This is a genomic window from Paenibacillus sp. USHLN196 (genome assembly GCF_037144955.1).
GTDB lineage: Bacteria > Bacillota > Bacilli > Paenibacillales > Paenibacillaceae > Paenibacillus > Paenibacillus xylanexedens_C.
On sequence record NZ_JBBCYH010000005.1, the window covers coordinates 408,605 to 420,751 of the forward strand.

The 12,147-nt window shown below is 46.0% G+C and carries 10 protein-coding genes; 4 read left to right on the plus strand and 6 right to left on the minus strand.

Annotated elements, in window-relative coordinates; genetic code table 11:
* Window positions 1–188: 188 nt before the first annotated feature.
* Window positions 189–818: a YfbR-like 5'-deoxynucleotidase gene (locus tag WFI24_RS15335; RefSeq protein ID WP_336762055.1), complete on the plus strand. Its 630-nt coding sequence runs from the start codon at window positions 189–191 to the stop codon at window positions 816–818.
* Window position 819: 1 nt separating this feature from the next.
* On the opposite strand, the gene WFI24_RS15340 is transcribed toward WFI24_RS15335, so the two are convergent.
* A complete protein-coding gene (locus WFI24_RS15340) occupies window positions 820–1,641 on the minus strand; it encodes a response regulator transcription factor (RefSeq protein WP_336762056.1) in 822 nt (273 codons plus the stop codon).
* Window positions 1,634–3,511, minus strand: a complete 1,878-nt coding sequence (locus WFI24_RS15345; RefSeq protein WP_336762058.1) for a sensor histidine kinase — start codon at window positions 3,509–3,511, stop codon at window positions 1,634–1,636. Before WFI24_RS15345 ends, WFI24_RS15340 begins: the two co-directional genes overlap by 8 nt.
* 177 nt (window positions 3,512–3,688) lie before the next feature.
* Between WFI24_RS15345 and WFI24_RS15350 the strand changes: the two genes are divergently transcribed.
* The 3 genes from WFI24_RS15350 to WFI24_RS15360 all read left to right on the plus strand — a co-directional run bounded on the left by WFI24_RS15350 (window position 3,689) and on the right by WFI24_RS15360 (window position 6,792).
* On the plus strand, window positions 3,689–4,993 hold the full coding sequence (locus WFI24_RS15350; RefSeq protein WP_336762060.1) for an ABC transporter substrate-binding protein: 1,305 nt from the start codon (window positions 3,689–3,691) through the stop codon (window positions 4,991–4,993).
* 100 nt (window positions 4,994–5,093) lie between these two features.
* Window positions 5,094–5,966, plus strand: a complete 873-nt coding sequence (locus WFI24_RS15355; RefSeq protein WP_017687164.1) for a carbohydrate ABC transporter permease — start codon at window positions 5,094–5,096, stop codon at window positions 5,964–5,966.
* Window position 5,967: 1 nt separating this feature from the next.
* A complete protein-coding gene (locus WFI24_RS15360) occupies window positions 5,968–6,792 on the plus strand; it encodes a carbohydrate ABC transporter permease (protein WP_336762062.1) in 825 nt (274 codons plus the stop codon).
* Between the two features lie 167 nt (window positions 6,793–6,959).
* Here WFI24_RS15360 and WFI24_RS15365 read toward each other — a convergent pair whose 3' ends face one another.
* The 4 genes from WFI24_RS15365 to WFI24_RS15380 are packed head-to-tail and all read right to left on the minus strand — an operon-like array spanning window position 6,960 to window position 12,118.
* The gene (locus WFI24_RS15365) at window positions 6,960–8,288 is read right to left on the minus strand and encodes an MFS transporter (protein ID WP_336762064.1); all 1,329 of its coding nucleotides are present in this window, start codon (window positions 8,286–8,288) and stop codon (window positions 6,960–6,962) included.
* A 21-nt stretch (window positions 8,289–8,309) separates the two neighbouring features.
* Window positions 8,310–8,945, minus strand: coding sequence for a TetR/AcrR family transcriptional regulator (locus tag WFI24_RS15370; RefSeq protein WP_336762066.1), 636 nt, complete (start codon window positions 8,943–8,945; stop codon window positions 8,310–8,312).
* A 59-nt stretch (window positions 8,946–9,004) separates the two neighbouring features.
* Window positions 9,005–9,772: an ABC transporter ATP-binding protein gene (locus tag WFI24_RS15375; protein WP_336762068.1), complete on the minus strand. Its 768-nt coding sequence runs from the start codon at window positions 9,770–9,772 to the stop codon at window positions 9,005–9,007.
* 12 nt (window positions 9,773–9,784) lie between these two features.
* The gene (locus WFI24_RS15380; RefSeq protein ID WP_336762070.1) at window positions 9,785–12,118 is read right to left on the minus strand and encodes an ABC transporter permease; all 2,334 of its coding nucleotides are present in this window, start codon (window positions 12,116–12,118) and stop codon (window positions 9,785–9,787) included.
* Window positions 12,119–12,147 lie beyond the last annotated feature (29 nt).

The following is a 12,147-nucleotide window of genomic DNA, read 5'->3' on the forward strand; positions in this document are numbered from 1 at the left end:
TCTACGTTAGGTAGCATAACATTTGCACAGATGAAGCCACGATGGATGACGAACTCACGTTCAGTCATCCATCGTGGCTTTCTGGCTTCATTTTACATTCAATGTATACATCGTTAATCCGTGGTTAATATAACTGAAGTATAGTCAGTGTATACGCCCACCTAACTTGTAAAGGATGATCTCTTCTAATGGGAATTCATACGTACTTCAGATCACTGAATGATCTTGAACGCATTATTCGGACCCCTGGCAAATTCAAGTTCGAAGAACATTGTGTATCCGCCCATTCCTGGAAAGTGGTTCAGTACGCCAAAACGTTGGCCGATATTGAAGAACAGCAAGGCGTAAGCATTGACTGGAAAAAGTTATACGAGATTACCAGCAGTCATGACTATGGCGAAATCTTCATCGGTGATATCAAGACCCCGGTCAAACATTATTCACTTGAACTTCGTTCCATGCTTCAGCAGGTGGAAGAAGGTATGGTTGAACATTTTATTAACGAGAATATCCCGGAAGAGTTCAAAGAAATTTTCCGCAGACAACTGCGTGAAGGCAAAGACCAATCGGTCGAAGGACTGATTCTCGAAGTTGCAGACAAGATGGATCAAGTGTACGAAGCTTTCGCGGAACTGCAACGGGGTAACACGGAGAAAGAGTTCATCGTCATGTACCGTTACGCGCTCGTCAAGATCAAAAACATTGATCTCCACTGTGTCCGTTATTTCCTCAATCACATCCTGCCTGATATCATCGAAGAAGGTATTCGATCCCCGTTTGATATTCGCAAAATAACTGAAGAAGCTTTACTTCAATAAATTAGCTCAGGTCATCTGGATCCCCTTCATCCATGGACAGGGCTTTTTTTCGTTGCTGTAAGCTCAATCGATACTCGCTGGGATACATACCTGTTTTGTTTTTGAAAATCCGGCTGAAATAATGGGAATCACTATACCCTACCGCTCCGCCGATCGTCTTGATATCCATATTTTCGTGTGTGACGAGCATGCGCTTCGCTTCATTGATTCGCAAGCCTGTCATATATTTCAGCGGAGTCTCCCCCGTCACCTTCTTGAAGCACTTCCCCACATAGTCCACACTAAAATGCATCTGCCCCGCCATATCCTGGAGTGTAATCTCATGCATGTAATTCTGCTTCAGATACAGCTTAACGGTCTCTGCAATATCTTCCGGCTTCACCTGCTCATCCAGCACAGCGCTGACATGGGCAAGCGAATCCGTAGCGCTCCCGAGCTTCAGTTCCATTGCATCCAGCAGTGTACGAAGCTGTTCTTCGGACAATGGTTTGAGCAGATAATCCTCGACCTTGTAACTAATCGCCTGCCGTGCATATTCAAATTCATGATAACCACTCAGGATCACAATCTTCACATGCGGATAGGCAAAATACAGATATTTGGCCAGTTCCAATCCGTTCATCACCGGCATCTGAATATCGGTTACGACCAGATCAGGTACGGAATGTTCGATTAGCTGTAATGCTTCCTGACCATTCCTCGCTTCACCAATCACTTCGAACCGGCTGCCGAGCTCTCTGAATTTGCGCGATACATTACGACGAATCAAGGCCTCGTCCTCCACAATAATCGTTCTGTATTTGTTCGTCACGGGTTCAGTCATGCTCCTTTCGAATGGAACCGCCTATTGTAATCTGGACACCGCCGGAAGACTTGTTCGTAATCTGCATCCGAGCTGACGTGCCATACCACAATTTCAAGCGGACCCAGATGTTCTTGAGTCCCATCCCGTTAATCTCAAGCTCAGGCATACGTTCCCACTCCCGTGACTGTTCGATATAATGCAGTATTTGGCCAAGTGCCTCGGGTTCCATGCCAGGCCCATTGTCTTCCACGTGGATCTGCCAGGTCTCCTCTGCCGTATCCAACTCTCCAGTAATGACCAGTTTCCAAGGGGGCGTATCACTCAGTCCATATTTCATGACATTTTCGAGTAGTGGTTGTACCATTAACATTGGAACCTGAATATGTTGCAACTCAGGCGGAATATGGAACTCGTAGTGCAGGTCATCTTCAAACCGAATCTTCATACACTCCAGATACCGCTCACAATAATCCAATTCTTGAGACAGTGGAACGCCATTCTTGCCCGGAGTAGAGATATAACGGAGCATGGACGCAATATTTCCGCAGAATGCGACAATCTGCTTATTCATGCCTTCTTCCGCCATGATGCTAATATTTGTGATGTTGTTATACAAAAAATGCGGATTCATCTGGGATTGCAACGCCAGTAATCTCGCTTCTGTCTCCTGAGATTTCATCGCCAGCCTGTCCTGAAAAGACTGTACAAGCTGTTGATTCAACCGGATAAACGTATCATTCAGCTCATCCATCTCCCGGATGGAACCGGGATGCTCCAGCTTGAATAACTGGCCGGAATCCTGACCCGATACCAGATCGTTTTCACCCGTTTTCTGAATAATGCGCTGCAAACGATGTAGCGGCAAAGTGACCCTTTTGGAAATCAGATACGAGAGAACCAGAATCAGCATGAGAGTAGCTAACGTGGCACCGATAAACATCACAGCCATCCGGTTGAGACTCGCGAAAAGGGACTGCTTGGACTGCATGACAACAACAGTCCATCCCGTCTCCTGTGAAGTCATGTAGGTCATCATTTGCTTGGAATGATTCAGAGGATCCGTCACTTCCTGCATGGTATCGGGCGGAAATGTACGATTTTGAATCAAATCCACATCATCGAAATAGCCTGCTTGGGAATCATCGGCACCCGAAGAAAGTGGATATAACCGTGTATTTTGTTCATCCATCACATAGATGCGAAGATCGTCGTTACTCGCCTGCAAATCATTCAAATGCTGGAACAGAGTTCCGGCATCCTGCAAAATCTCAACTACGCCCTGGCTGACATAATTGCCATCTTTGTATACCCGGGTAAGTGAAATGTAGGGTTGATCCGCTTTCCCCTCGCCTGTTGGCATGGGCAAAGCTCCCCCCTGTAACAGACGGATCACCCGCCAGCCACTCCGCTCCCAGGTTTCCTTGTACCACGGTCGCTGAGTCAGATCCACCGATAGTTGACCGTTGAATGCCCCCGCTCCCAACATCTTGCCGTTCACGTCATAGATATTGGCCTGCTTGGCTGTATTCGAGCTACTGATGATCGCCAGAATGACGTCAATCAGTGTGGTTGTATCTTTGTACAATGCCGGATCACTCGTCATTGTCCGCTCACTGTCCTCCGCTGGTGCCAAATAATGACTGAAATGTTCCTTCACCAGATTGGAGTACACGATATTCATGGAGAAGTTGTTCATTTTCACCACTTCCTGATCCAGATTACTGACGATTGATACCCCTAATTGTCTCTGCTGTTCTTCACTTCGATGACGGATGTCACTGGCAAGAAAAACATACAGGAGTCCTGCCACGATGAGAGAAAAGATAATAAATACCGCAGAGTAATAGGCAAACAGACTTTGCTGAAGCGTTCCAAATCGATACCGCAATCCCCACACACCTCGTCCTATGATGATATCTGTCACACCATTCGAAAATGTCCACCCAACAGAACGCTTTTGTCTATTGAGCACATCCGCTGTTCACAGTAAAGTTATCCACATAAGAATACGCTTACATTAAGCGTTTCGGCAAGTGACAATTTTCTTTATATTCCGGGAGGTTCAATGATGAGAAAACGATTTCTATTTTCGCTTGCAAGTGTGCTCCTAATCTCCACCCTGCTACTTGCCGGGTGCAACTCAGGGAAAAGTGCGGAAGGTTCGGGCAAGGTGACACTCACGTTTGGAACGAGCCAATCGGGTATTCCGCGTACAGGCATCATGCAGACAATGGCCAAGGAATATGAGCAGGAGACGGGTGTCAAAATTGACTTTCAGGTTGTACCTGACGCACAGTGGCGTGATCTGATCAAGGTGAAGCTCGCTTCTGGCGAAGCACCTGATATTTTCAATGTCGATGTGGACCCACTTAGCATGCCGGCCAACGTAAGACCGGAGGAAAATGCCATTGATCTGACCAATGAGGAATTCACAGGTCGGATGTCCGAAGAGATTTTGCCCACTGTCAGTCACAATGACAAGGTGTACGGGGTTTCTTTTGCCCCATCGAAAATCTGGTATGTGTACTATAACAAACGTATCTTCGCAGAGCTGGGCATTGAGCCTCCTACATCCTATGCGGAATTCAAGGCAATCGGCCAGAAAATCAAGGATAAAGATATCATTCCGTTCTATCAGGCACCTGCCAGTGGATGGTATCAGGTTCTGCCTTTGTTCGAAACGGGACCTAACTATGAGCAAACGACAGCGGGAACATACGAGAAACTAAACAATAATGAGATGAAAGTAGCCGATATGACACAGCTCAAGACGGTCATTGAGCAGTTGAAGGAATTTGCGGATCTTGGTTATTTCGGTAAAGACTTCTTGTCCAATACGGTAGAAGCGGGAATTGAAGCGTTTGGTCAGGAAAAAGCGGCTATGCTGCTGCGGGTGCCAGGTACTGAAAAAGAAGTGTCCGAAGCGTATCCGGCGATGGAAGACAATATGGGATTCTTCGTGATGCCGTGGGGAGATAATCAGACGATTGGGGTGAACCCGGGCGGTTCGGCTGCCATGTTCGGTAACAAAAACAGTAAACATCCCGAAGAAGTGCTGAAATTCTTCCGTTGGATCACCGAGCATGATCATCTGCAACGTGTGTTCGATGAAGGTGAAGGTAACCTGACGATCTGCTGGCCAGAAATCGAACCAAAGCTGACACAGGATTATATCGATTATGAGAAAAATCATGAAAAAGGTACGGTTATGCAGGCCGCTGTGAAATACATTGATCCACAATGGATGGATATCGGCAAGGACCTGTCAGGCATGTTCGCTGGCGCAATGACACCGGATCAGATTCTGCAAAATATTGATAAACGCCGGGCTGAACAAGCCAAAGTGTTGAAGGATGAAGCGTGGCAATAACAGCGCAAATCTCAGATAAACATAAACGCTGAACAGCGTTACATGCAGCGGGCACTTGCTCGCTCATGTATTTTGGCAGGAAGGAAAGGTGTTACGGATTATGAATGCGAACAAAATCTATCCCTGGTATTTCTCATCCGGAGCGATTGTATTATATCTGCTGTTCATCGTCGCTCCCGCTCTGCTCGGCATCTATTATTCCTTCACCGACTGGAACAGCTATAGTTCGGAGAAGAACTTTATCGGTTTGGAGCATTTCCGCACCATTCTGGCGGGTGATCCGACCTATCTGCTTTTTATCAAAAACACAGTCCTGTTCACCCTCGTTACATCCATCGCCAAGACCGTGCTGGGCTTATTCCTGGCTCTGCTGTTGGTCAGCGGTGTAAAGGCTGCGAATCTGCACCGGATGATCATCTTCTCCCCACAGGTGCTGTCGTTCCTCATTGTTGGACTCGTGTTCAAAAGTCTACTCGACCCCAACAACGGGTTCGTTAACGTGACCCTGCGTTCCATGGGACTGGACGTTCTCGCCCAGAACTGGCTGGGTTCCCTGACCTGGGCCATGCCATCCATTATGGCGGTGGATACGTGGAAAGGCATGGGGTACATCATGGTGCTGTTCATCGCCGGACTGCTCGCCATTCCCCGCGATTACTATGAGGCAGCGTCCATTGACGGCGCCGGGTTCGGACAGAAGCTGTTCCGGATCACCATTCCGATGCTGATGCCTACGATTACCATTGCCACGGTGCTCAATATTACGTATGGATTACGAGTATTCGATGCCGTATACGTGCTGACTAATGGTGGGCCTGGTAATGCCACAGATGTGATTAACACGGCGGTCTATTCCTCTTTTGCCAAAGGGTATTGGGGACTCGGTAGTGCCCTGTCCACCATTCTGTTTGTCATCATGGCGATCATCTCCTTCTTCATCATTCGTTTGATGAACCGAAAGGTGGAATACTGACATGCGATTGAAAAAAAGTTTGGCTTCCATCGGGTTAAATGTACTCGCCTGGCTACTTAGCCTGGTAGTCCTGATTCCTTTTGTCGTCATTGTATTGAATTCATTCAAGTCGGACGCCGAGGCCAAAGTGTTGAAACTGACGCTGCCCGAGAAGTTTATTTTCGAAAATTACAAAACCGTCTATGAACAAGGACACTTGGGAGGTTCTTTTTTCAACAGTCTGCTGCACTCCGGGGCCTCTTCTCTATTATTGGTGTTTGTTGTAGCCTTCTCAGCCTTCACGTTATCACGTAACCATTCGAGGCTCAGCAAGTTCCTGTACTTCTTCCTGATTCTTGGCATTACACTCCCGCTCAACTACATTCCGCTGATGGAAGTGATGAAATCGATGGGCATGATCAATTCACACGTCGGCATGATTCTACTCTATACGGCCATGGGGATTCCGATCTCGCTGTTCATTACATATGCATTCGTGTCTAACATCCCGAAGGAGCTGGATGAAGCCGCGATCATGGACGGATGTAATGGGATCAAACTGTTCCTGCGAATCATTGTGCCTTTGTTAACCTCAGTGCTGGTGACGGTATTTGTCTTGAATTTCCTTAGTGTCTGGAATGAATTCACGGCCCCGCTTTATATGCTGAATACGGTCGAGATGTGGCCGATGACCCTTGCTGTGTATAACTTCTTCGGACAATTCAGTGCCCAGTGGAATCTGGTCAGCGCAGATATTGTACTTACGTCCTTGCCTGTGTTAATTGTCTTCCTCATTGGGCAAAAGTATATTGTAGGCGGCCTGACTTCTGGGGCGGTAAAGGGGTAATTGCTACGAAATCTGGCAACAAACGATATCCACAAACTTCTCTTATATAATTAAATCTGCTGACTGCACAGCACAAAAAGCCCTTGTCTGCTCATGGTGTAAATGTCTCTTCGTACAGAAGAAATATTCACAATCTGCGGACAAGGGCTTTCGCTGTAGAATTCAGATTAATCGTGCGCCAATCCCACAACATCGGAAGGAGTCGTTATATCCGTGCTAAGCTCCAGGGATTTGATCATTTTTAACCGGGATGTGATTAATGCGATCAAAATAACAAATAGACCAGCAATAATGAACAGGAAGGCAATACCTCTGCCCGGCCCAGTTCCAATCATTTGCCCCACTGAGGACGCGAGCGCTCCATCCTCCATCAACAGCGGATTAAACACATGGTCGGCCAGAAATCCAGCCAAACTGTACGCAATAATAAACCCGAGTTGTGACAGAATACCAATGATTCCCCATACCCTGCCCTGCTTTTCATTGGCAATATTGTTTCGCACCAGCACATCTGCACTCATGTTGACGAACGGCAGGGATGACAGAAACAGAAAGCCTGCGAAAATAATAAAATAAATGTTCGTGGATATCCCCAGAAGCGAGAAGGACAGACCGCACATAATCAATCCCATTACGAGCACACTTGCATATTTCTTCGTCATCGTAAATATGCCTATGCACAAGCTGCTAATCAACATACCGATGGCACTAACGGACTGAAACGTACCAAGTGTCTTCGCATCCGTGAAGGACAGGAGCATGGGACCAATGAGTGTCTCCAGGAATCCCAGATAAAAGGTAACCAGCGAAATAATCACCACCAGCAACAATACTCCCTTGTTAGTTACGACTTCCCTCCAGCCCTCTTGAATATCAGCGATCCAGTTTTTGTCTTCCTTATCATCTCGCTCAACCTTCATGCTCTTCCGAATAACCAGCACAGCCAGAATGGCAACTAGGAATGTCAGAATATTAATGACCAGAATGACTTCAATGGTTGTTATACTGAGCAGAATGCCCGCAATGATCGGTGAAAACAGAAACTTCGAGGATTCGGCCATCTGTACAAGACCGCTTCCTTTGGAGAATTGATCCTTATCCAGCAAGTCGGTGGCAGAGGCCTTATATGCCGGGCTTTGCAGCGCAGAAAATACAGAACTAAAGGCCACTCCCACATAGATATGCCATAACTGAATATCACCTGTGAGCATAATCGACAGAATGAAAATCAACCCTGCCGCCGATCCCAGGTCGCCGATAATCATCATCGTTCGACGGTCGAATCGGTCGGCCAGTACACCTCCAATCGGTCTAAGCAGGATGTTTGGCAGAAACGTACACAAGGTAATCAACGCAACACTTGTTGCCGTATTTGTTTTTTCGAAGGCATACACCCCCAGGGAGAAAGCCGTAAGTCCAATCCCAATCATGGAGATGAGCTGACCGAACCATACAACTAGAAACTTCCTAAATGATTTTTGAACCGTATGTTCCATGAATGATACTCCTTTTTTTAGCTAAGCTTGATGCGGAAAATAAAGACGAGTGACGTAAGCAAAGCTTCCTTTCTCTGCTCCCAGAACACGTTCCATAATATGCGTGAATGCTTCAACCTTTTTTTGGAGTTCTTCCTCCTCCCATTGAAAGATGCCTCGATCAAGTAAAAATTGGGACGATACAAGTAGAAATTCGATGGATTCCTTGGGATTAGGCGTATGAAACACCCCTTCTCGAATCCCCTGTTCCACCACCTCAGCCAAGATGGGACTTAATCGAATCACCGTCTCCACAAGACTCTTTTGGTGCATCTCTATATTATGAACACTGTGCAATTCCTCAATGAGATCATGCTTCTTGCCGTCAGGCTGATTCTGAGCCATCATGATGCGAAAAATTTTGTCATGGGCGTTCAACTTGGGATCTGACACGATGGACTTGGCCGATGCCTCCCCGCTGAGAATAAAACGCATGACGATGGCGTTCATGACCTCTTCTTTGGACTGAAAATAATAATAAAATGTGCCCTTGGCAATGTTACACGCTTGAAGGATATCCATAACCGTAGCTTTGGTATATCCCTTGGTTACGAACAGAATCTCCGCAGCATCCAAAATCTCGTTCCTGCGTTCTTCTGGATTTTTAATCAATCTCATATTCTGGCCTCCGATACATCGACCGACTGTCGGTCTATTGTAGTCATGAAGTTCTTTTTTTAGAACCCCATTTCAGTTAACCATTGTGCCAGATGGCTTTCCCTTGTTTTCAGATCCTGACGTTCTCTTGCATATTTTCCGATATTTTTGTCTGCCACCAGCTTACCGTCCATCATAAACAGCACACGTTCCGATCGAGCAGCAACTTTCACATCATGGGTTACGAGCAGAATGGTTGTACCCGCTGTATTAATATCGCCCAGAATATCCATGATCTCATACGTCGATTTGGAATTCAGCGCTCCTGTAGGTTCATCTCCGAATAGAATATCCGGATTATTAATCAACGCACGGCAGATGGCGATCCGTTGCAGCTGCCCACCCGAAGCTTGGGTGATGTTATGCTCAGCCAACTCGTCAATTCCCATTTTTTTCATGAGTGACATCGCCCGTGTATTAATCGTATCTCTGTTGCTGTTCTTGGCCAGATATGCGGAAAGTACGATATTGTCCAACAGATTCAGATTCTTGAGCAGATGAATATTTTGAAAAATGAACCCCATCTTTGTCAAACGTAGACTGGCTAGGTCACTCTCTTGAAATGCCGATATTTTTTTGCCATTAAAATAGACACTTCCAGCACTAATTTGATCCATGCCACTTATGTTATACAGTAAGGTAGACTTGCCTGAGCCAGATGGCCCCATGATGGAAACAAACTCTCCTTTTTTTAATTGAAGGTTAATATCTTTCAGGATACTATGTTCTTCATTTTCGCCGAGCGCTACAGATTTATTCACATCTTTGGCTTCTAGTATAGTAGTCATCGTTATTCCTCCCTATTCCACAATCATTTTGGATATGCTCGTTTCCTTGATCGATTGGATGCTAATCCATGCCGTCAGTACGATGGTGCCTGCAAGTAGCAGTGGACACAAAATATATGCCTGTAACGGGTTAACAACAAAAACAATATTCGAAGCACCAAACGTTGACATGATACCACTGACTAACAACGGGCCCAACGTATTGGATAATATCGTCCCAGCTGCAACTCCAACGATCAATATGACAAGTGACATCACCACATACTTCAACTTGATCTTAGACAAGGCAAAGCCGAGACTTCTTAGTACAGCAATATCGTTGTTGTCCTTGGCTACTAACATCTGAAGGAACAGGGATGTAATCAAAATGGAGATGAAGACACCGATAACCAGTGCCAAGATTGTAACCAATTTTAATTGTTGGATGGTTCCGCCTAGTGTTTGATCCAGATAACCTTGAAGATCGGTTACTTTGGCTGGAGAGAAAGACGTCTCATATTCAGCAATTTTGGCGGCCATATCCCCACGATCTTTCAGATCCAGACTGACCACGTACCACAACACGCTATCCTTGTTGTAAGGTAACAAGGCCTTTGCCGTTTTCCCACCATTCGTAACATCCTGGTATATTCCACTGACCGTCATCATCTGATCTTTGCCATTAACCAGCAAGGTTAGCTGCTCGCCTGTTTTCAAGCCCAGCTCACTGCTATTTGCATCGGATAAAGCAATTTCATTTCCGGTTGTTGGCGCATTACCGCTAACATAGGATAATGGAAAAATACTGAAATCCCCAGTTTCTACACTCAGATTGTCGTAACTTCCCTCCGCATTCTTAATCTTGAACTGACTCGTCACCAATGGGGAATACGTTCTGATGTCATTATCATTTTGGATCTGAGCTACCAGATTGGTATAACGCTGCTCTACATCGTCTGTATGCCTCAAGTCAATGCGAATATCGCTTTGTCCAACACCCATATAGGAAATAAAGCTTGGCGCCTGTAAAGTGTTCAGGAAGTTGACCGGCACAATCATGATAAATGAACTGACTACAAAGACGAATAATAATAATCGGAACATCTTGATTCGCTGTATGACTTCCTTCAGTCCAAGAAAGACAGGTACGGAAGACCAGCGATTGCGGGACAGACTGAGCCGGTTTCGAACAATCTGTGTATCTCCCAGGCTCCCGGTACGGAGTGCATCCACCGCGGAGATGGAACGAAAGCGCCGCAGTACCGTTCGACAGAACAGAATTACCATTGCAAATATCAAACCGGCGGCTACTAACGGAATCGCAAAATGCAACAGGGTTGCAGGTGCTTTTCCCATATACAACATGATATTTGAAACAAACAGTCTGTTAACGCCAAGTGATGCAATGTAACCCAGCACGGAAGCTAATCCGGCCATAAATACATACTTCATCAGATACAGATTCTTGATATCCTTCTCTGCGATCCCAATTGCTTTCATGACACTAATCTCACGATAATCCTCTTCAATGGTCGCAAGCATCGTGAATCGGATGCAGAGCATCGCGATCAGAATCAGCACAAGACTGACCAGAATAATGACGGCTGCAATGACTCCGTCGGTCATGGCATTCAATACCTGAAACAGACCATAGGTTACGACTGGACCCGCGTTAGGAAGCCCTGCATTTTGGTAGGCCTGGGTGAAATCTCCCGTCAGTCCGGGATCCGTCAACCGGAACTCAATAAGATACTCCATCTCTCCGACGCTCTGCTTCAGTTCCTGCAAATCCCCTGTACTTACAATAAAACGTTTGGAGTGCACAACCGATGGATTCATCTGAGCATCACGGACAAAATCAACGATGGTGTAAGAACCCACAAATTGACCATTATCTATCCGAACCTGGTCGCCCAAGCTCAATTTATTTTGCTGCATGTAATATACCGGAACCGCGATCTCGCCATCGTTAACCTGAATAATCTCACTGTCCAGATTCAATAAATAATCGAAACCCTGATTCTGTGTAACAAAGTCAATGTCCATAACGCTGTTCTTTTCGGACTCTGTTCCGAGAAACAGATTCGAGCCGTCAATGTTGACCATTTCCACAATCTGATGCTGCTGGACCATGGCATTTTCTTCAGCCCACGTGTTCACTTTGACCTGATCGATTTCCCCGGCATGCATTTGTACAAAGTGCGGTGTTTTGGATTCAGAGAACAGATATTGGATGGAACTCGTCAGTTCCATAATCATTCGTGACCCTGAAGATACCAGCAAGGCTGCCAGCAGGACAAAAATAAATAATGCAGCCGTAATCCCTTTCTTTCTCGTTATATCGTTTCTCAGCATTCGTAGCAGCATAAACGAACATGGCTCCTCTCATCTACAAG

Coding starts and splice junctions, on each gene's coding strand:
- WFI24_RS15360 (WP_336762062.1), top strand. CDS start 5,968: ATGCGATTGAAAAAAAGTTTGGCTTCCATCGGGTTAAATGTACTCGCC.
- WFI24_RS15340 (WP_336762056.1), bottom strand. CDS start 1,641: ATGACTGAACCCGTGACGAACAAATACAGAACGATTATTGTGGAGGAC.
- WFI24_RS15375 (WP_336762068.1), bottom strand. CDS start 9,772: ATGACTACTATACTAGAAGCCAAAGATGTGAATAAATCTGTAGCGCTC.
- WFI24_RS15335 (WP_336762055.1), top strand. CDS start 189: ATGGGAATTCATACGTACTTCAGATCACTGAATGATCTTGAACGCATT.
- WFI24_RS15350 (WP_336762060.1), top strand. CDS start 3,689: ATGATGAGAAAACGATTTCTATTTTCGCTTGCAAGTGTGCTCCTAATC.
- WFI24_RS15370 (WP_336762066.1), bottom strand. CDS start 8,945: ATGAGATTGATTAAAAATCCAGAAGAACGCAGGAACGAGATTTTGGAT.
- WFI24_RS15365 (WP_336762064.1), bottom strand. CDS start 8,288: ATGGAACATACGGTTCAAAAATCATTTAGGAAGTTTCTAGTTGTATGG.
- WFI24_RS15380 (WP_336762070.1), bottom strand. CDS start 12,118: ATGCTGCTACGAATGCTGAGAAACGATATAACGAGAAAGAAAGGGATT.
- WFI24_RS15355 (WP_017687164.1), top strand. CDS start 5,094: ATGAATGCGAACAAAATCTATCCCTGGTATTTCTCATCCGGAGCGATT.